We start from the raw sequence: 19,948 nt of genomic DNA, 5'->3' as shown, positions 1-19,948 counted from the left end.
CTTCCAAGGCTGATTCCCTCCGCCTGCGATAAGATGCGCAGCCCGTAACTCAATGACTTACGGGCTCGGCACGCGTTTTCCTGCGGCACGCAGAGTGGTAGAGTGTGTTGGGTTATCACTCTGCGCAATTCCTTTGATTTCACAACCGTTATCGCTGAATAACCCCGCACGCTCGACGCGAGCGCACTATCATTTCATATGGCTATGATGTCACTACAACAGGGTACGGACTCGCAATGACTTATGCACTGGAACTTTCCGGGCTGACCAAGACCTATCCCGGCGGCGTACAGGCGCTGAAAGGCCTCGATCTCAACGTGGAAGCAGGCGATTTTTATGCCTTACTGGGCCCTAACGGTGCCGGTAAGTCCACCACCATTGGCATTATCAGCTCGCTGGTGAACAAATCCAGCGGCAGCGTGCGCGTGTTTGGCTACGACCTGCAGAAAGATGTGGTCAACGCCAAGCGGCAGCTTGGGCTGGTGCCACAGGAATTCAACTTTAACCCGTTTGAAACCGTGATGCAGATTGTGGTTAATCAGGCCGGTTATTACGGCGTGGAACGTGCCGAAGCGAACAAGCGCGCGGAAAAATACCTCAATCAGCTCGACCTGTGGGGCAAGCGTAACGAACGGGCGCGCATGTTGTCCGGCGGCATGAAGCGCCGGCTGATGATTGCCCGGGCGCTGATGCATGAACCGAAACTGTTGATTCTTGATGAGCCGACGGCTGGCGTGGATATCGAACTGCGCCGCTCGATGTGGGTGTTCCTGAAAGAGCTGAACGCTAAAGGCACCACCATCATCCTGACCACCCACTATCTGGAAGAGGCGGAAATGCTGTGCCGTAACATCGGCATCATCCAGAGCGGCGAGCTGGTGGAGAACACCTCAATGAAAGGGCTGCTGTCCAAGCTGCAGTCGGAAACCTTTATCCTCGACCTGGCGCCGCGCAGCCCGCTGCCGCAGCTGGAGGGCTTCCAGTATCGTCTGGTTGATACCTCAACGCTGGAAGTGGAAGTGATGCGTGAACAGGGGCTGAATAGCGTATTCAGCCAGCTGAGCGCGCAGGGCGTGCAGGTGCTCAGCATGCGCAATAAAGCGAATCGTCTGGAAGAGCTGTTCGTCAGCCTGACGCAGGGAAAAACAGGAGTAACCGCATGACGCATCTGTACTGGGTGGCGCTCAAGAGTATCTGGAGCAAAGAGATCAACCGTTTTGCCCGCATCTGGATTCAGACGCTGGTGCCGCCGGTGATCACCATGACGCTGTACTTTATTATCTTTGGCAATCTGATCGGCTCACGCATCGGCGATATGCACGGCTTCAGCTACATGCAGTTTATCGTGCCGGGCCTGATTATGATGGCGGTGATCACCAACGCGTACGCCAACGTCGCCTCGTCATTCTTCAGCGCCAAGTTCCAGCGCAACATTGAAGAGCTGCTGGTGGCGCCGGTGCCGACGCACATCATTATCGCCGGTTATGTCGGCGGCGGCGTAGCGCGCGGCGTGTGCGTGGGCGTGCTGGTGACGGCGGTGTCGCTGTTTTTCGTGCCGTTCCACGTATTCTCGTGGCCGATGGTGGCGATCACGCTGCTGCTGACAGCGATTCTGTTCTCGCTGGCGGGCCTGCTGAATGCGGTGTTTGCGCGCACCTTTGACGATATCAGCCTGATCCCGACCTTCGTGCTGACGCCGTTAACTTACCTCGGCGGCGTATTCTACTCGCTGGCGCTGCTGCCGCCGTTCTGGCAGGCGGTGTCGAAGCTCAATCCGGTGGTGTACATGATCAGCGGGTTCCGCTATGGCTTCCTTGGCATCAACGATGTTCCGCTGGTGTTGACGCTGTCAGTGCTGGTGGCGTTTATCGTGGTGTTTTACGTGCTGGTGTATGCGCTGATTCAGCGCGGACGCGGCTTGCGCACCTGAGGCGCAGCTCCGAATAAGAAGCCGCTGCCGGCGTCGTCCGGCGGCGGCTTTTTTTTACCCACTCTTCGCAATTCCAGACGCGTCTTGTGCTTTCAGCCCGTGGCTTTCCCCATAGTGGCCGCTGACCAAAAAAGCAGCGGGGAAGCGAAGAGTGAATCGGGTATCATGGATTGATAATTTACGCGGCATGAGCATTCTGGCGGTGATTTTTTTGCACTGCATGATTGCAGTGAACCAGCAGGCCGGGCACTTCACTGCCTTTAACGAGCTGGTGAATCAGCTGCTGGCGCCGGTGCGTATGGGGCTGATGTGCTTTGTCTCCGGACTGTTCGTCGCCAGCGGTTTACGCCACGGGCAGGCGCGCTATCTGCGAAACAAAGTCAGCAGCATTCTCTATCCGTTTGCCGTCTGGGCGCTGATCTACGGCGGGCTGAAGTGGACCTTCAGCGCGATGGCCAATCACCCACAGTCGCCGCTGGCCATCGCGCTCGGCCATCTGAGCGGCGGCGATATCACCTGGTTTCTGCACTCGCTGTTTCTGTTCTTTGTGCTGATTATCCCGGTGCGCCGCCTGCCTGCGGCGCTGGTGCTGACATTGTGCGTTGCCGGTGCGGTGCTGCTGCCGCCGGTGCCGCCTGACTCGCTGTTTGCCAGTTTCGACAACCTGCATCTGAACAAGTCGCTGGTGCTGTTTGCCTTCTTCTACAGCGCCGACTGGCTGGTGCGCCAGGATATTGATATTGCCGCGTTCGCGCAGCGTCGTACGCCGCTGCTGCTGTCGCTGATCGCCTTTATGCTGCTCGCGGCGTTCAGCCTGTGGGGCGGGCTGCGTCAGCATTCGCCGTGGCTGCTGCCGCTGGCGCTGCCCTCAATCCCGCTGTTCGTTGCGCTGGCCTGCCGTATCAATCTGCGGGCGGTTAACTACGTTGGCCGCCATTCGATTGTGTTTTATCTTTCGCACTATCTGGCGATTCAGGTGTGCAGTAAATTGCTGCGCCACGACGGCCACTCTGCGTGGCTGGCTGACCTGCATTTTGTGCTGGCGTTCAGCGTCGCGCTGGCGTTGCCAACGGCGCTGTGCTTACTGCGGGCAAAAGGGTGGTTTGACTGGTTGTTTACGCTGAAGCGCAAAGGGCAGCCGCAGCTGGCGGGCGTATAAGGAAAAGGCGCGCTGTCAGTACAGCGCGCGGGATGATCAGGCCACCTGCACCGGTAGCGCTTTAGCGATACGTTTCATCTCGTTATCGCCGTCGAAGTAGGCCACTTTGGGCTGCCAGCTGCGCGCCACTTCATCTTCCACCTGCACATAAGAACAGATGATCAGCAGATCGCCCTGACAGGCACAGCGCGCGGCTGCACCGTTGACCGAAATGATTTTCGAGCCACGCTCGGCGGCGATGGCATAGGTAGAGAAGCGCTGGCCGTTGGTGACGTTATAGATGTCGATGGCTTCGTATTGCAGAATGCCGGAGGCATCAAGAAAATCCTGATCGATGGCGCAGGAGCCTTCATAATGCAAATCCGCCTGCGTCACTTTTACGCGGTGCAGTTTGCCTTGTAATACGGTACGAATCATAGCGTGATACCTTTGTTATACCCGTGCGCGGCCGGTTTCCACCGTGCAGTGTGTAGCGGGTACATGCTGCCCATAAACGACGGCGTTAAACCGTCAGATCCACTTGCTGATTATCAATCAAACGCGCATTACCGAGCCAGGCGGCCATCAGAATCACTGCGCGCTGGCTGTCGACCGTCAGCGGCTGCAGCGTATCGGCATCGCAGATGGCCAGGCCGTCGGGGCGCAGGCCCTGATCGCGCAGCGTCTGTTCGGCGTGCTCAATAATCTCATCCACGTGCCGCTCGCCGTTGCTGAGGCGCTGCGCCATGCTGTTCATCACCTGGCTGAGCACCGGCGCCAGCTTGCGTTCATCGGAAGTAAGATAGCCGTTACGTGAGCTGAGCGCGAGACCGTCTTTGGCGCGCACCGTCGGCACGCCAACGATGTCAATGTCAAAGCCCATGTCCGCTACCATCTTGCGGATGATCGCCAGCTGCTGAAAATCCTTCTCGCCAAAACAGGCGATATCCGGCTGCACCAGATTAAACAGCTTACTGACGATGGTCGCCACGCCGCGGAAATGACCGGGACGGCTGGCGCCCTCCAGCAGCGAGGAGAGGCCCGGTACTTCAACAAACGTCTGGCTGTCGAGACCCTGCGGATAGACATCGGCCGGCGCCGGGGCAAAGACCAGGTCGACGCTGTGGCGATTGAGTTTTTCACAATCGTCCTGCAGCGTGCGCGGATAGCGCGCCAGGTCGTCGGCGCGATCAAACTGCATCGGGTTAACGAAGATCGATACCACCACGATATCTGCGCGCTGGCGTGCTTCATCCACCAGCGTCAGATGCCCCTCATGCAGGTTACCCATAGTGGGCACCAGCGCGATGCGTTTACCTGCCTGGCGCCAGCGTCGAATCTCACGGCGCAGCAGCGGCAGCGTTTCAATGATCAGCACTGCAAATCTCCTGATTTACTGGAAACTGTGTTCGGCAGCAGGGTAGGTGCCTGCCTCAACGTCGGCCATATACTGGCGAATTGCCGCACGAATGTCGCCGGTTTCCGCAAGGAAATTTTTGGCAAATTTTGGAATGTGGCCGCCGGTAATACCAAACGCGTCGTGCATCACCAGAATCTGGCCGTCGGTGACGTTACCGGCACCGATGCCGATCACCGGTACCGATAACGCTTTTGTGACGCGCTCAGCCAGCGCGACCGGCACGCACTCCAGCACCAGCAGCTGCATGCCGGCCGCTTCCAGCGCCAGCGCATCCGCCAGCAGGCGCTCGGCTGCCGCTTCATCGCGCCCCTGCACCTTGTAGCCACCGAAGATGTTAACCGACTGCGGCGTCAATCCCAGATGACCACACACCGGCACGGCGCGCTCGGTCAGCATGCGCACGGTCTCTGCCAGCCAGGCGCCGCCTTCCAGTTTTACCAGGTTGGCACCGGCGCGCATCAGCTGCGCGGCACTGTCAAAGGTTTGCTGCGGCGTGGCGTAACTCATAAACGGCAGGTCGGCCATCACCAGCGCGTTAGGCGCACCGCGCCGCACGGCGGCGGTGTGATAAGCAATATCGTCGACCGTCACCGGCAGCGTGGAATCATGGCCCTGTATGGTCATGCCGAGCGAATCGCCAATCAGCAGCAGCGGAATGCCCTGGTCGGCAAACAGGCGCGCGAAGCTGAAATCGTAGGCGGTCAGCGTGGCGAACTTGCGGCCGCTGGCTTTCAGCTGGCGTAAGTGAGAGAGGGTGGTGGGTTTCATCGCAATCTCCAGCATTTTCTGATGCGCGCAGTGTACTGGATTGATTGCAAAGGCGATACGACGGGCGTGCGATTCTGCCGCGTCAGGCGGACCACAAGCGGATGCTGCTGCGGTCCAGCGTCGCCAGAATGCCAGCCAGCGGCTGGCCGTTCGGCAGGCGCAGCGCTGGCGCGATCTCCAGCAGCGGCACCAGCATAAAGGCGCGGTTGTGCATATCGTAGTGCGGCACCGTCAGACGCGGCGTGTGGATCACCGCATTGCCGAACAGCATAATATCGAGGTCCAGTGTGCGCGGTCCCCAGCGTTCGGCTTTGCGCACCCGGCCATGCTCCAGCTCAATGCGCTGGGTGTGATCGAGCAGCGTTTCCGCGGCCAGTGTGGTCTCCAGTGCCACCACGGCGTTGAGGTAATCCGGTTGATCCGGCGGGCCGTACGGTGGCGTGCGATATAACGCGGAGGTGGCTACGCGGTGGGTATCGGGAATGGCATCCAGCGCGGCCAGCGCTGCATCAACCTGATGCAGCGGATCGGCGAGATTACTGCCTAAGGCGAGATAGACCCGCGTCATGACGCGCTGTGGTTGCTGTCGCGGCGCGGGCCAGCTGGACGACGGCGTGGACGGCGTGGTTTACGGCGCGGGGCCGGATCGTCACCCAAAGTATTGAGCATGGTTTTCTGCTGTGTCGGCACCGCCGACTGGAACTCGCCCCACCACTGGCTGAGGCGCAGCAGCTCGGCGTTGTTCTCGACTTCTGCGCGCAGCGCCAGCAGGTCGTAGGCGGCGCGGAATTTAGGATGCTCCATCAGCTTCCATGCGCGCTTACCGTGACGCCGCGACATGCGCAGCTGCAGCTGCCAGATATCGCGAATCAGCGTGGTGATACGTTTCGGAATCGCCAGCGCACGGCAGGCTTCATCCAGCGTTTCGTTCATGGACAGCGCAAACGCGTCGAAATAGGTCAGGCCGCTCTCCTGCGCAATCTGCTCGGCTGACTCCAGCTGCGGATACCAGAACATCGCCGCAAACAGGAACGCCGGATTCACGCGCATGTCGTTGTGCAGGCGGGTATCGGTGTTTTTCAGCACCTGGGCCAGCATGCGTTCCATCGGGCTGTCGCCCTGTTCGGTGAAGTTGCGCGCCAGCGTCGGGAACAGCGGCTGGAACAGCTGGTATTCGCGCATCATCAGATAGGTGCGATAACCGTAACCGGCCTGCAGCAGCTTCAGCGACTCTTCAAACAGGCGCGCCGGCGGAATGTCATTCAGCAGCGTGGCGAGGCGGGGAATCGGCTCGGCGGTTTCCGCCGCAATGCTCATGTCCAGCTTGGCGGCGAAGCGCACCACGCGCAGCATACGCACCGGATCTTCGCGGTAGCGCGTTTCCGGATCGCCAATCATGCGGATGATGCCTTCCTGCAGATCCTGCAGGCCACCGACGTAATCGCGTACGGTGAAATCAGCCACGCTGTAATAGAGGCTGTTGATGGTTAAATCGCGGCGCTGCGCATCATCTTCAATGTTGCCAAAAATGTTGTCGCGCAGCAGCATGCCGTTCTGACCGCGCTGCGAACCGTTGCGATCGTCGACGCTCTCTTCCTGATGGTGGCCGCGGAACGTAGCGACTTCGATCACTTCCGGACCGAACATCACATGCGCCAGACGGAAGCGACGCCCGACCAGGCGGCAGTTGCGGAATAGCTTACGCATCTGCTCCGGCGTGGCGTTGGTGGTCACGTCAAAGTCCTTCGGCTTTTTACCCAGCAGCAAATCGCGCACGCCGCCGCCAACCAGATAGGCTTCGTATCCGGCTTTGTTCAGGCGATACAGCACTTTGAGAGCGTTTTCGCTGATATCTTTGCGTGAGATATTGTGGCTTTCCCGGGGGATAACGGTCATCAGACTTACGGTTTCCACCTCTTCAGGGGCCTCCTCATCACGCTTGAGGACTCTCCGGCAAAAATTAGCGACTCGGGTAAAAATGGGACACCTCGACAGTGAGAAAATGGGTGTGAATAAAATCAGCGGCTAATCATAGCCTGTTGCGAACCATTTAGGAATGGCGTTGTCGCCTCATCCGGTTGTTGCGCATCATGCCGCGGAATCGATGCGCTATCCCAGTGTGTAACGGCATGCTCCAGCAACGCCTCCAGCCCATGGTCCTGCCAGCCTGGCAAAACCGACTGCCCCAGGAAGCTCAGCGCCTGCACCAGCACCGGTCGCGGATCGCCGTCCGGTAAGGCTGGCGCGTGGTTCTGCTTCGACAATTTATTACCGTCCGGGTTAATTGCCAGCGGCAGATGCAGATAAGCCGGCACCGGCCAGCCAAACTGCTGATACAGCGCAATCTGACGCACCGTCGGCTCAATCAAATCCGCACCGCGCACAATCTCCGTCACGCCCTGAAAATGGTCATCGATCACCACCGCAAGGTTATAGGCGAACAGTCCATCACGACGGTGAATAATAAAGTCTTCCTGCGCCAGACGCGGCTCCGCCTGCAAATGGCCGCGCAGGCGATCGTCAAAGCCGTACACCGGCGCATGCTGACGCAGCCGCAGCGCGGCGCCGTCCGGCGGCAAATGTAAATCGCGGCAGTGACCGTCGTAAAAGCCGCCCAGCTGCTGAATGCGGCTGCGCGGGCAGGTACAAAAGTAGCTTTGACGGTGTTCGCGCAGCCAGCTCAGCGCCGCGCGATAGGCCTCGTGGCGCTGCGACTGCCACAGCACGTCGCCGTCCCAGTGCAGCCCATAATGGGTCAGCTGACGCAGGATGCGCGTTGCGGCACCGGCGACTTCACGCGGCGGATCAATATCTTCAATGCGCACCAGCCAGCGGCCCTGCTGCGCGCGCGCGCTCAGGTAGCTGCCTAATGCGGCTATCAGCGAACCGAAATGAAGATCACCGGAAGGAGAGGGGGCGAAACGCCCGATGCAGGGAAGCGTGGCGGACATCATGCTTTGGTACACCGCACGGCGGGAAAACAGTGGTTTTCCCGGCTGTGCGGCGACAGTCTGTTAACGGCCATTAGCCTGCCATCTGCTTCTCGCGGATTTCTGCCAGCGTTTTGCAGTCAATGCAGAGATCGGCGGTCGGACGCGCTTCGAGACGGCGGATACCAATTTCGACCCCACAGGATTCGCAGTAGCCAAAGTCGTCGTCTTCCACTTTCTTGAGCGTTTTCTCAATCTTTTTAATGAGTTTGCGCTCACGATCGCGGTTACGCAGCTCCAGGCTGAACTCCTCTTCCTGGGCGGCACGGTCAACCGGATCCGGGAAGTTGGCAGCTTCGTCCTGCATATGCGACACAGTACGGTCTACTTCATCCCTGAGTTGGTTGCGCCAGGCTTCCAGAATCTTGCGGAAATGGCTCAGCTGGGCGTCATTCATATACTCTTCGCCCGGTTTCTCCTGATACGGCTCCACCCCAGCGATGGCGAGGATACTCAGGGACGATGTTTTACGGTTTTGCCCTTCTTGCATGTTGTTTCTCCTGGATAACACGCACTACCCGTTCTGTTTCAGATTGCGAAAGCCTTTGCCTGCAACCCGACGCATGCGGGGCATATCGATTCCCATCAGGGAAAAAAACAGGCCGCTATAAATAGCAGAAGCAATCAAGGTTGGCAATTATTCATGAACGCACCTTGACAAGCCTGTGAGGAACAGCGTATTTAGCGCACCGCTCAGAACATTCTTATCACAGCAAATAACGTTAAATATTACAACTGTGCGTTAATCGTTACCGTTAACGGCCGGGTAAGTAACATTTCTGCCGGTGAAATCTGAGCCTGATACGCCAACACTTCCACACCGCAGCGCTGCGCCTGTACCAGTAGTTCTGCGTATTGCGCATCGATATGGTGCGCCGGGGAAACGTCCTCAATCCCCGTGTGCAGAACAGCAAACAACAAAACGGCCCGGTGGCCTTCTGCCGCGATAGTGCTTAATTCGCGCAGATGTTTCTGTCCACGAGCCGTCACCGCATCCGGAAAATAGCCTTTACCATTTTGTAAAAGGGTGACGGACTTGACTTCAATATAGCAGTTGGCTTTGCCCTCCGCTTGCAACAGGAAGTCAATTCGGCTTTTTTCCGTGCCGTATTTCACCTCAGCCTGGCAGTGGCTATAAGCGGATAATTCCGGAATTGCATCGCGCAGCAGCGCCTCGCGCACCAGTTGGTTGGCGCGCAGGGTGTTGACGCAAATCCAGTGGCCCTGCGCGGTTTGCGTTATTTCCCAGCTGTGCGGATATTTGCGCGTCGCGCTGGCCGAGGTGGAGTACCACACGGTGTCGCCTGGCGTGGCGCAGCCGGTCATCGCGCCGGTATTGGCGCAGTGCAGGGTAAATGTGTCACCTTCAGGCGTAATGACATCGGCTAAAAAACGTTTATAGCGGGTGATTAAGCGGGCTGATTGTAACGGCGGATCGAACTGCATTTATGCTCCTGCGGCAGATAACAGTGGCCAGCGCGCCAGCCGGCGATAGCGCGTGCGTCCCTGCGTGAAGCTGGACGCAAACAGCGCGAAATGACTCACCTCAATGCGCCAGTGAAAACCGCGCGGCGGCAGCGCCACGGCCTGCGCAGCGTGGCGCAGCAGGGTGATGTGGGGATGGAACGGCTGCGTACTCTGCGCACAGCCATGGCGCGCGGCCTGGGCGCGCAGCAGGTTGGCCAGCTGCAGTAAACCGCGCGGCGCGCGCTGGCAGCCAAGCCACACCACGCCGGGACGCGGCCAGTGACCGGCGTCATCGAGATCCAGCGTAAAGCCCGGCTGGCGGATGCGTGCCGCCAGCTGCTGCAGCTGCTCCGCCGTTTCCGTGCTGACCTCACCGAGAAACGCCAGCGTCAGGTGCAGATTCGCCGCCGCCACCGGTTTACCCGCGTCTGCGGCGAAGCAATCGGCCCGCCATTGCACCAGCTGTTGCTGGAGGGCATCAGGCAATTCGAGGGCAAAAAACAGTCGTTGCGTGGCCATGCTGAACTCCGGTAATTGGCGCCGGGTGGTGTACAATGCGCGCCATCTTAGCACAGGCAGAGTGGGAGTTGAGTGTGAGTGAGTTACCGGTAAGCGAGGTACTGCCTGCATTGCTGGCCGCGCTGGCGCAGTCGCCACAGGTGCTGCTGGCGGCCCCGACCGGCGCCGGGAAATCCACCTGGCTGCCGCTACAGCTGCTGCAACAGGCGCAGCTGTCAGGGCAAATCATCATGCTGGAGCCGCGCCGGCTGGCGGCACGCAACGTGGCACAGCGGCTGGCGGAACAGCTGGGTGAACAGCCGGGCGGGACGGTAGGCTATCGGCTGCGCGGGGAAAACTGCAGCAGCGCAGCGACACGTCTGCTGGTGGTCACCGAAGGCATTCTGACGCGCATGCTGCAGCGCGATCCGCTGCTGGAGGGCGTATCGCTGGTGATCCTCGACGAATTCCATGAGCGCAGCCTGCAGGCTGACCTGGCGCTGGCGCTGCTGCTTGATGTGCAGCAGGGATTGCGCGACGACCTGAAAATTCTGCTGATGTCGGCAACGCTGGATAATCAGCAGCTACGCAGGCTACTGCCCGACGCGCCGTTTATTGCGTCACAGGGGCGCAGCTTTCCGGTGATTCGACGTTACGCTTCGCTCAATCCGCAGCAGCGGTTTGAAGAGGCGGTGGCGCGCGAGGTGGCACAGTTGCTGCGTGACGAGCCCGGTTCGCTGCTGCTGTTTCTGCCCGGCGTGGCGGAGATTGAACGGGTGAAGCGTGAACTGGTGTCGCGCGTCAGTGATGAGGTGGATTTATCTCCTTTATATGGTGCGCTGTCGCTGGAGGCGCAGCGGCGGGCCATCCTGCCGGCCGCGCCGGGCCGGCGTAAAGTGGTGCTCGCCACCAATATCGCCGAGACCAGCCTGACGATTGAAGGCATCCGCCTGGTGGTGGACAGCGCACTGGAGCGCGCGGCGCAGTTTGACGTGCGCAGCGGCGTGACGCGTTTGCTGACCCAGCGCATCAGCCAGGCATCAATGACGCAGCGCGCTGGCCGCGCCGGTCGCCTGGCGCCGGGGATCTGTCTGCATCTGCTGCCGCAGGAGCAGGCGCTGCGTGCGGCGGCGCAGAGTGAGCCGGAGATACTCACCAGCGATCTGGCCTCGCTGCAGCTGGATTTACTGCAGTGGGGCTGTCAGGACGCGGCTCAGCTGCAATGGCTGGATAGTCCACCGGCGCGCAGCCTGCAGGCGGCACGTCAACAGCTGCAGCGGCTCGGCGCGCTGGATAGCGAAGGGCGGCTCAGCGCGCGCGGTCGTAAAATGGCGCAGCTCGGCAGCGATCCGCGTCTCACGGCGATGCTGTGCGCCGCCGGCGATGATGTGCACGCCATCGCCAGCGCGGCGCTGCTGGTGGCGATTCTGGAGGATCCGCCGCGCAGCGGCAGTGTCGATCTGCGTGATGCGCTCAACCAGCCACAGCCGCAGTGGCTGCGGCGCGCGCGCCACTGGCAGCAGCGCCTGAATGCAGGTCAGGGGCGCGTTGACGCCGATCGCTTCCCGGCGCTGCTGGCCGCCGGGTTTGCTGACCGGCTGGCGCAGCGTCGCGGTCACAGCGCGCGCTATCAGCTCGCCAATGGTATCGGCGCGATGCTGGATGAGCACGACGGCCTGAGCCGCTATGAGTGGCTGATTGCCCCGAGCCTGCTGCAGGGGGCCAGCAGCGCCGATGCGCGCATGCTGCTGGCGCTGCCGGTAGAGATGGATGCGCTGCGCCAGCAGTGCCCGCAGCTGGTGGAGCAGCGCACCGATGTGGACTGGGATGAAGACAAAGGCACGCTGCGCGCGTGGAGGCGGGAAGCGATTGGCGCGCTGATCCTGCGGGCCCAGCCGCAGGCGCGGCCCGAGCCGGAGATCCTGCATCCGGCGATGCTGCGCTGGATCCGCGAAAAAGGGCTGGCGGTGCTCGGCTGGACGCCAGAGGCAGAGCAGCTGCGTGTGCGCCTGCAGTGCGCCGCGCAGTGGCTGCCGGAAGAGGCGTGGCCGACGCTGGATGATGACACACTGCTGGCCTCGCTGGAGCACTGGCTGCTGCCGGAGATGGGCGCAGTACGCGATTTGAAAGGGCTGCAGAGCGTTAATCTTGTCAGCGCTTTATTACATTTGCTGACATGGTCACAGCGGCAGCGGCTGGATACTGTGCTGCCAACTCATTACACTGTGCCGACCGGAAGTCGCCTGCCGATTCGCTACGACGCGGAAAAGCCCCCCGCGCTGGCGGTGCGTATGCAGGAGATGTTTGGCGAGGCGCAGAACCCGGCGGTTGCCGATGGACGCGTTGCGCTGGTGCTGGAGCTGCTTTCGCCGGCGCACCGTCCGCTGCAGATCACCCGTGACCTCGCGGCGTTCTGGCGCGGTGCGTATCCTGAAGTGCAGAAAGAGATGAAAGGGCGCTATCCCAAACATCCGTGGCCGGACGATCCGGCCAGCGCCTTGCCGACGAGGCGCACCAAAAAATATTCCTCGTAGCCCGCAGTGGATCGAATTCAGAGGGTTCTGCCATGCGCGGCACGAGAAAGCAGTTAGAGTAGCGGCGCTGCCGTAGCTATGCCTGGAGAAAACAAAGCATGTCTGGGAACGATCGCGAACCTATTGGGCGCAAAGGAAAAGCGCCAAAGCCGCCGCGTAACGTTACGCGCCGGGGTCGCCGCAGGGAGCCTGAAGATGATATCGATCAGGACGATTTTGACGAAGATGATGAGGAGAGTGCGCCGGTGCCACCCAAAGGTAAAGGAAAACGTCCAACGCGTGGCAAACGCCGCTGGTTAGGCTGGTTGATTAAACTCTTCCTGGTGTTTGTCGTGGTGATGGCCGCCTGGGGCGTCTATCTCGATTCGGAAATCCGCAGCCGCATTGACGGTAAAGTGTGGCAGCTGCCAGCGGCCGTGTACGGGCGCATGGTTAGCCTCGAACCGGGCATGGCTTACGACAAGAAAGAGATGATTGCGCTGCTGGAAGGCACGCAGTATCGCGAAGTGTCGCGCATTACCCGTCCGGGTGAGTTCAGCGTGAAAGGCAACACTATCGACCTGCTGCGCCGTCCGTTTGATTTTCCGGACAGCAAAGAGGGCCAGATTAACGCGCGTCTCACCTTCAGTAACAACGAGCTGAGCGAGATTAAAAACCTCGATACCGGACGCGACTTTGGCTTCTTCCGCCTCGATCCGCGGCTGATCACCATGTTGCAGTCGCCAAACGGCGAGCAGCGTCTGTTTGTGCCGCGCGCCGGGTTCCCGGATCTGCTGGTCGATACGCTGATCGCCACCGAAGACCGCCACTTCTACGAGCATGACGGTATCAGCCCGTACTCGATTGGTCGCGCCTTCCTTGCCAATATCACCGCCGGTAAAGCGGTGCAGGGCGGCAGTACGCTGACGCAGCAGCTGGTGAAAAACCTGTTCCTCACCAACGAACGCTCGCTGTGGCGTAAAGCGCGTGAAGCTTATATGGCGGTGATCATGGATGCGCGCTACAGCAAAGATCGCATTCTTGAGCTGTACCTGAACGAGGTGTATCTCGGCCAGGCGGGCAATGACCAAATCCGCGGTTTCCCGCTGGCCAGCCTGTACTACTTTGGCCGCCCGGTGGACGAACTGAGCCTTGATCAGCAGGCGATGCTGGTCGGCATGGTTAAAGGTGCGTCGCTGTACAATCCGTGGCGTAATCCGCAGCTGGCGCTGGAGCGTCGTAACCTGGTGCTGCGTCTGCTGCAACAGCAGAAGGTGATCGACCAGGAGCTGTACGACATGCTGTCGGCGCGGCCGCTTGGTGTCCAGCCGAAAGGCGGGGTGATCACGCCGCAGCCGGCATTTATGCAGATGGTGCGTAATGAGCTGCAGGCGAAGCTGGGTGATAAGGTCAAAGACCTCTCCGGCGTGAAGATCTTCACCACGCTCGATCCGATTTCGCAGGATGCGGCGGAAAAAGCGGTTGAAGACGGCATTCCCACGCTGAAGAAACAGCGCGGGCTGAAAGATCTGGAAACCGCGATGGTGGTGGTCGACCGCTTCAGTGGTGAAGTGCGCGCCATGGTCGGCGGTGCCGATCCACAGTTTGCCGGCTATAACCGCGCGCTGCAGGCGCGTCGCTCGATTGGTTCACTGGCCAAACCGGCGACCTATCTGACCGCCCTCAGCCAGCCAAACAGCTATCGCCTGAACAGCTGGATCGCCGACGAGCCGATCGCGCTGAAACAGCCAAACGGTTCGGTGTGGAAGCCGATGAACGACGATCGTCGCTTCAGCGGTAAAGTGATGCTGGTGGATGCACTGACTAACTCGATGAACGTGCCAACCGTTAACCTCGGTATGACGCTGGGACTCGATGCGGTAGTGGATACCTGGACTAAACTGGGCGTGCCAAAAGATCAGCTGCATCCGGTACCGGCCATGCTGCTGGGGGCGCTTAATCTGACGCCGATTGAAGTGGCGCAGGCGTTCCAGTCAATTGCCAGCGGCGGTAACCGCGCTGCGCTGTCGGCGGTGCGCTCGGTAATTGCGGAAGATGGCACGGTGCTGTATCAGAGCTTCCCGCAGGCGCAGCGCGTTGAGCCGGCGCAGGCGGCGTATCTGACGCTGTATACCATGCAGCAGGTGGCCGATCACGGTACGGCGCGGGCGCTGGGCGCACGCTTCCCGGGTGCGCATCTGGCGGCGAAAACCGGTACCACCAATGACCTGATCGACAGCTGGTTTGCCGGTATTGATGGCAAAGAAGTGGCGATCACTTGGGTTGGCCGCGACAACAACCAGACCTCGAAGCTGTACGGTGCCAGTGGTGCGATGCAGATCTATCGTCGCTACCTCGACAACCAGGCGCCGATGCCACTGGTCCTGACGCCACCGGAAGATATCACTCAGATGAATATCGATTCGGCCGGTAACTTTGTCTGCGGCAGCGGCAGCAGCACCTGGCGTTCGCTGCCGGTGTGGGCGCTGGATCCGAACGCGCTGTGCCAGCAGCAACAGCAGCAGATTCAGCAGCAGCAACAGCAAGAGCAGCAACAGCAACAGCAGCAACAGCAACAGCCGCAGGGCGAGCAGAAAGACTCTGACGGCGTCGCGGGCTGGATTAAAGATATGTTTGGCAGTAAATAAGCCATCCGGCACTGCACCGGCTTTATACCTTCAGAGCCTATGCAGTGCCGGCGTTTTACCACCACGTGGCGGCGCCAGATACATGGCGGCGCTCCAGCCTGAGCCTTACCTATAAACTGAATTTAACTCCCACTGGCGCTGCGGCGCCTTTTTCTTTGCCCGCCATTTTTTTAGCCGCGATCATGGATATGTGCGATCCGCTGGCAAACTCACCGCCAGCAGGCATTACATCTTGCGGTGCTTGCCGGGTTTCGCCTAAAATCCGTGCGTCTAATAATCATTCTCGTTTCCATTCGCCTGCATTGTTCTATTTTCATGAGATCCCACTATGAATGCGCGAAACACTTTTCCTTGTTCTCTGCGCGCGGTGACCACCCGTCGACCGCTCGCGTTATTGATTTCCCTGACTCTGGGCACACTCAGCATGCAGGCGCTGGCCGAAGATACCGTGGTGGTGACGGCTGATGGCGGCAGCGGCGTCGCGCAGGAGAGTGCATGGGGACCGTCGCCGACCATCGCCGCTAAACACAGCGCGACCGGCACCAAAACCGATACGCCAATCGAGAAGAATCCGCAGTCGGTGTCGGTGGTGACGCAGGAAGAGATGTCAATGCATGCGGTGACCAGCGTCAAAGGTGCGTTCAATTACACGCCAGGCGTGCTGACCGGTAACCGCGGCAGCTCGGACGTTATCGATGCGCTGTCGATTCGCGGCTTCAGCGAAACCAACACCAACCAGTATCTGGATGGCCTGAAGCTGCAGGGTGACAACTATTCCGAATTCGCTATCGATCCTTATTTCCTTGAGCGCGCGGAACTGCTGCGTGGTCCGGTGTCGGTGCTGTACGGTAAGAGCAACCCGGGCGGTGTGGTATCACTGGTGAGCAAGCGGCCGACCCAGGAGACGCTGCGTGAAGTCCAGTTCCAGATGGGCACCGACAACCTGTTCTCCACCGGCTTCGATTTTGGCGGCTCACTGGATGATGACGGTGTTTACAGCTATCGCCTGACCGGCCTGGCGCGCAGCGCCGATGCGCAACAGGAGATGAACAAAGAGAAGCGCTATACCCTTGCGCCTTCGTTCAGCTGGCGTCCCGATGCCAATACCCGCTTTGACCTGCTGACCTACTTCCAGAACGAACCGGAAACTGGCTATTACGGCTGGCTGCCGCGCGAAGGCACCGTGGTGGGCATCACCCGGCCGGACGGCAGCAGTTATAAGCTGCCCACCAATTTTGATGAAGGCGAAGACAGCAATAAGATCTCGCGCAACACCAAAATGGTTGGCTACAACTTTGAGCACAGCTTTAACGATACCTGGACGGTGCGCCAGAATCTGCGCTATGCCGAGCTGAAAACGAATTATCGCAGTATTTATGGCAACGGCTATCTGCCTGAATCACAACAGATTACGCGTGGTTCAGCCATTTCCGATGAGAAACTGAATCAGTTTGCCGTCGATAATCAGGTGCAGGCAAAATTTGCTACCGGTGCGGTCGATCATACGCTGCTGATGGGGGTTGATTATCAGCGCACCCGTAATGATATTGATGCTGCCTTTGCCTCCGCAGCGCCTATCAACGCGATTGATCCGCAGTACGGTAATGATGCTGTGGGTGCCGCCTTCCCCTATCAATATCTGAACCGTCAGGAACAAACTGGCCTGTATACGCAGGATCAGATGGAATGGAATAAATGGGTGCTGACGCTGGGCGGGCGATACGATTATGCGATGACCTCCGCACTGAACCGTAACGGTAACAGCGAAGTAAAAAACCACGACCAGGCATTTACCTGGCGCGGTGGTGTGAACTATGTGTTTGATAATGGTATCGCGCCGTATTTCAGCTACAGCGAATCCTTTATCCCAACGACTGGCACCACGGTTGATGGGAAACCTTTTGACCCATCCCGCGCGAAGCAGTATGAGGCTGGCGTAAAATACGTGCCAAAAGATCGCCCGATTGTGGTCACCGCGGCGGTTTATCAGCTGACTAAAACCAAAAACCTGACAGCAGATCCGAACAGTCTGCAATTTAGTGTGCAGGGAGGGGAGATTCGCTCCCGCGGCGTCGAGCTGGAAGCCAAAGCGGCGCTTAACGCCAACATCAACCTGACGGCGGCTTACTCTTATACCGATGCGGAATACACCGAAGACACCCTGCTGAAAGGCCGTACACCGGTGCAGGTGCCGAAGCACATGGCCTCGCTGTGGGGTGATTACACCTTCCACGAAACCGCACTGTCGGGCTTCACCGTGGGTGCCGGGGTGCGCTACGTGGGTGAAAGCAAAGGTCTGTACGCCAGCGGCGCAAATGCCAACCAGAACTTTGACGTCGCCGCTTACACCACTGTAGATGCTGCACTGAAGTACGATCTGGGCCGCTTCGGCTTGCCGGGCTCAACCGTCGGCGTCAATATCAACAACCTGTTCGATCGCGAATACGTTGCCAGCTGCTACCGCGACTACGCCTGCTACTGGGGCGCAGAGCGCCAGATCGTCGGTACCGCCACCTTCCGCTTCTGATACTGAACACAGGGCGCTGCGGCGCCCGTTAACCAGGGATTATCATGCAGCATCCGCACCACGCAGAAACCACCTTTTCACTGGAAAACGTCAGCTTCCGTGTACCCGACCGCACGCTGCTGCATCCGCTGTCGCTGACTTTCGCCCCGGGCAAAGTCACCGCGCTGATCGGGCATAACGGTTCCGGTAAATCCACGCTGCTGAAGATGCTCGGCCGTCACCATGCCGCCAGCGAAGGGCGCGTGATGCTCAACGGTGAGGCGGTTGATACCTGGAGCAGTAAAGCCTTTGCACGTCAGGTGGCCTATCTGCCGCAGCAGCTGCCCGCGGCGGAGGGCATGACGGTGCGCGAGCTGGTGGCGATTGGGCGCTATCCGTGGCACGGTGCGCTGGGGCGCTACGGCCAGGAAGATCGCGATCGGGTAGACGAGGCGATTGCGCTGGTTGGACTGAAACCCTTCGCCGGGCGGCTGGTGGACAGCCTGTCCGGCGGCGAGCGGCAGCGTGCGTGGCTGGCGATGCTGGTGGCGCAGAACAGCCGCTGCCTGCTGCTGGACGAACCCACATCTGCGCTGGATATCGCTCATCAGGTGGATGTGCTGGCGCTGATTCAGCGCCTCAGCCACGAACGCGGCCTGACGGTGATAGCGGTACTGCACGATCTCAACATGGCGGCTCGCTACTGTGACCGGCTGGTGGCGCTGCGCGCGGGCGAAGTGATCGCGCAAGGCGGACCGGAAGCGATTATGCAGGCCGGGGTGCTGGGTGATATTTATGGCATTCCGATGGGCATTCTGCCGCATCCGCAGGGCGGCGCGCCCGTCAGCTTTGTCTACTGAGGCCTCGTGATGTTCGACATTTCCCGTCGTCGTCTGCTGACCGCGCTGGCGCTCTCACCGCTGATGAACCTTGCACCGCTGCGCGCCGCGCCGCCGGACAGCCAGCGCATCCTGGCGCTGGAGTGGCTGCCGGTGGAGTTGCTGATGGCGCTCGGCGTCGCCCCGCTCGGCGTGGCCGATCTGCACAACTACGCCATCTGGGTGGGTGACCCGGTCTTGCCGGCCGGCACCCTCGATCTCGGCTTACGCACCGAACCCAATCTGGAACTGATGACCCAGCTGGCACCGTCACTGATCCTGCACTCCAACGGTTACGGCCCGGCGGTCGACAAGCTGGAGCGCATTGCGCCGACGATGGGCTTTGACCTCAACAGCGGCGATGGCAAACCGTTCACCACCGCGCGCACATCGCTGCATGCGCTGGCTGCCCGGCTTGGCCTTGAAGCGCAGGCACAGGCCCATTTGCAATGGGTGGATGGTGAAGTGGCTGCCGCGCGTGAGCGGTTACGTCCGTGGGCGCAGCGTCCGCTGCTGCTGATGTCGCTGATGGATCCGCGTCACGCCATTACTTTCGGTAAAGGCAGCCTGTTCCTCGAAGTGATGGAGCAGCTTGGCCTGCGCAATGCCTGGCAGGGCGAAACCAACTTCTGGGGCAGTGCGGTGGTCGGTCTGGAGCGGCTGGCGGAGGTCGGTGACGCTGAGGTGATCTGCTTCGATCACGATAACGAACGCGATATGCAGCAGGTGACGCAAAGCGCACTGTGGCAGGCGCTGCCGTTTGTCCGTTCCGGCCGTTTCCGGCGGGTGCCGGCGGTGTGGTATTACGGCGCCACTTACTCAGCCATCAAATTTATTCGCGTGCTGGAACGCGCGCTGGAGTCGCACTGATGCGCAACCGTCTGTTTCCCGTCACGCTGCTCAGCGTGCTCAGTTTACTGGCGCTGGCGCTCACGTTTATCAACCTGCGCCAGGCGCTGCCGCTGGCGCAGTGGCAGCAGGCGATGTTCGCGCCGGATATCGATAACATCCGTCAGGTGGTGTTCCACTACAGCCTGCTGTCGCGGCTGGCGCTGGCGCTGCTGGTCGGGGCCGGACTTGGCCTCGCGGGCCTGCTGTTCCAGCAGGTGCTGCGCAATCCGCTGGCGGAGCCGACCACGCTGGGCGTCTCTTCCGGCGCGCAGCTTGGCCTGACCGTCGCCACTCTGTGGCT

The 19,948-nt window shown here is 60.2% G+C and carries 18 protein-coding genes; 9 read left to right on the top strand and 9 right to left on the bottom strand.

What is annotated here, in order from left to right; genetic code table 11:
- Positions 1-236: 236 nt before the first annotated feature.
- From ERD80_RS13715 to ERD80_RS13705, 3 genes are all read left to right on the top strand, one after another.
- Positions 237-1,163, top strand: a complete 927-nt coding sequence (locus ERD80_RS13715; RefSeq protein ID WP_021507521.1) for an ABC transporter ATP-binding protein — start codon at positions 237-239, stop codon at positions 1,161-1,163.
- Positions 1,160-1,930 carry an ABC transporter permease gene (locus ERD80_RS13710; RefSeq protein ID WP_021507520.1) on the top strand — a complete coding sequence of 257 codons (771 nt, stop codon included), beginning with the start codon at positions 1,160-1,162 and terminating at the stop codon, positions 1,928-1,930. The genes ERD80_RS13715 and ERD80_RS13710 overlap by 4 nt, the downstream gene beginning before the upstream one ends.
- 151 nt (positions 1,931-2,081) lie before the next feature.
- Complete coding sequence (locus tag ERD80_RS13705; RefSeq protein WP_136547263.1) at positions 2,082-3,089, top strand: acyltransferase; 1,008 nt, start codon at positions 2,082-2,084, stop codon at positions 3,087-3,089.
- Positions 3,090-3,125: 36 nt separating this feature from the next.
- Here ERD80_RS13705 and panD read toward each other — a convergent pair whose 3' ends face one another.
- The 9 genes from panD to thpR all read right to left on the bottom strand — a co-directional run bounded on the left by panD (position 3,126) and on the right by thpR (position 10,232).
- A complete protein-coding gene (gene panD, locus ERD80_RS13700; RefSeq protein WP_021507518.1) occupies positions 3,126-3,506 on the bottom strand; it encodes an aspartate 1-decarboxylase in 381 nt (126 codons plus the stop codon).
- Positions 3,507-3,591: 85 nt separating this feature from the next.
- Positions 3,592-4,446 (bottom strand): pantoate--beta-alanine ligase, encoded by an 855-nt coding sequence (panC, locus tag ERD80_RS13695; protein WP_058774807.1) that lies wholly within the window; start codon positions 4,444-4,446, stop codon positions 3,592-3,594.
- A 15-nt stretch (positions 4,447-4,461) separates the two neighbouring features.
- A complete protein-coding gene (gene panB, locus ERD80_RS13690; protein WP_058774806.1) occupies positions 4,462-5,256 on the bottom strand; it encodes a 3-methyl-2-oxobutanoate hydroxymethyltransferase in 795 nt (264 codons plus the stop codon).
- Between the two features lie 82 nt (positions 5,257-5,338).
- The gene (gene folK, locus ERD80_RS13685) at positions 5,339-5,824 is read right to left on the bottom strand and encodes a 2-amino-4-hydroxy-6-hydroxymethyldihydropteridine diphosphokinase (RefSeq protein WP_136547261.1); all 486 of its coding nucleotides are present in this window, start codon (positions 5,822-5,824) and stop codon (positions 5,339-5,341) included.
- Positions 5,821-7,236 carry a polynucleotide adenylyltransferase PcnB gene (gene pcnB / locus ERD80_RS13680; RefSeq protein ID WP_206099480.1) on the bottom strand — a complete coding sequence of 472 codons (1,416 nt, stop codon included), beginning with the start codon at positions 7,234-7,236 and terminating at the stop codon, positions 5,821-5,823. Before pcnB ends, folK begins: the two co-directional genes overlap by 4 nt.
- Positions 7,237-7,274: 38 nt before the next feature.
- Positions 7,275-8,207, bottom strand: coding sequence for a tRNA glutamyl-Q(34) synthetase GluQRS (gene gluQRS / locus ERD80_RS13675; protein WP_136547280.1), 933 nt, complete (start codon positions 8,205-8,207; stop codon positions 7,275-7,277).
- Between the two features lie 73 nt (positions 8,208-8,280).
- On the bottom strand, positions 8,281-8,736 hold the full coding sequence (gene dksA / locus ERD80_RS13670; protein ID WP_021507512.1) for an RNA polymerase-binding protein DksA: 456 nt from the start codon (positions 8,734-8,736) through the stop codon (positions 8,281-8,283).
- A 239-nt stretch (positions 8,737-8,975) separates the two neighbouring features.
- Positions 8,976-9,692, bottom strand: a complete 717-nt coding sequence (sfsA, locus tag ERD80_RS13665) for a DNA/RNA nuclease SfsA (RefSeq protein ID WP_021507511.1) — start codon at positions 9,690-9,692, stop codon at positions 8,976-8,978.
- The gene (gene thpR / locus ERD80_RS13660; RefSeq protein ID WP_136547259.1) at positions 9,693-10,232 is read right to left on the bottom strand and encodes an RNA 2',3'-cyclic phosphodiesterase; all 540 of its coding nucleotides are present in this window, start codon (positions 10,230-10,232) and stop codon (positions 9,693-9,695) included. It lies immediately after the preceding gene.
- Positions 10,233-10,267: 35 nt separating this feature from the next.
- On the opposite strand from thpR, the gene hrpB reads away from it, so the two are divergent.
- From hrpB to ERD80_RS13630, 6 genes are all read left to right on the top strand, one after another.
- Complete coding sequence (gene hrpB, locus ERD80_RS13655) at positions 10,268-12,745, top strand: ATP-dependent helicase HrpB (RefSeq protein ID WP_136547257.1); 2,478 nt, start codon at positions 10,268-10,270, stop codon at positions 12,743-12,745.
- A 98-nt stretch (positions 12,746-12,843) separates the two neighbouring features.
- Complete coding sequence (mrcB, locus tag ERD80_RS13650) at positions 12,844-15,372, top strand: bifunctional glycosyl transferase/transpeptidase (protein ID WP_136547255.1); 2,529 nt, start codon at positions 12,844-12,846, stop codon at positions 15,370-15,372.
- Between the two features lie 328 nt (positions 15,373-15,700).
- Complete coding sequence (fhuA, locus tag ERD80_RS13645; RefSeq protein WP_088516629.1) at positions 15,701-17,899, top strand: ferrichrome porin FhuA; 2,199 nt, start codon at positions 15,701-15,703, stop codon at positions 17,897-17,899.
- A 44-nt stretch (positions 17,900-17,943) separates the two neighbouring features.
- Complete coding sequence (fhuC, locus tag ERD80_RS13640) at positions 17,944-18,738, top strand: Fe3+-hydroxamate ABC transporter ATP-binding protein FhuC (protein WP_136547253.1); 795 nt, start codon at positions 17,944-17,946, stop codon at positions 18,736-18,738.
- A gap of 9 nt (positions 18,739-18,747) precedes the next feature.
- Positions 18,748-19,626 carry a Fe(3+)-hydroxamate ABC transporter substrate-binding protein FhuD gene (fhuD, locus tag ERD80_RS13635; protein ID WP_136547251.1) on the top strand — a complete coding sequence of 293 codons (879 nt, stop codon included), beginning with the start codon at positions 18,748-18,750 and terminating at the stop codon, positions 19,624-19,626.
- The coding region (locus tag ERD80_RS13630) for an iron chelate uptake ABC transporter family permease subunit (protein ID WP_168926278.1) at positions 19,626-19,948 on the top strand (323 nt) is incomplete at its 3' end. The genes fhuD and ERD80_RS13630, both read left to right, overlap by 1 nt.

This window comes from Pantoea sp. R102, from assembly GCF_004916815.1.
Classification (GTDB): Bacteria; Pseudomonadota; Gammaproteobacteria; order Enterobacterales; family Enterobacteriaceae; genus Pantoea; species Pantoea dispersa.
This window is presented reverse-complemented; position numbering and strand designations above follow the sequence as displayed.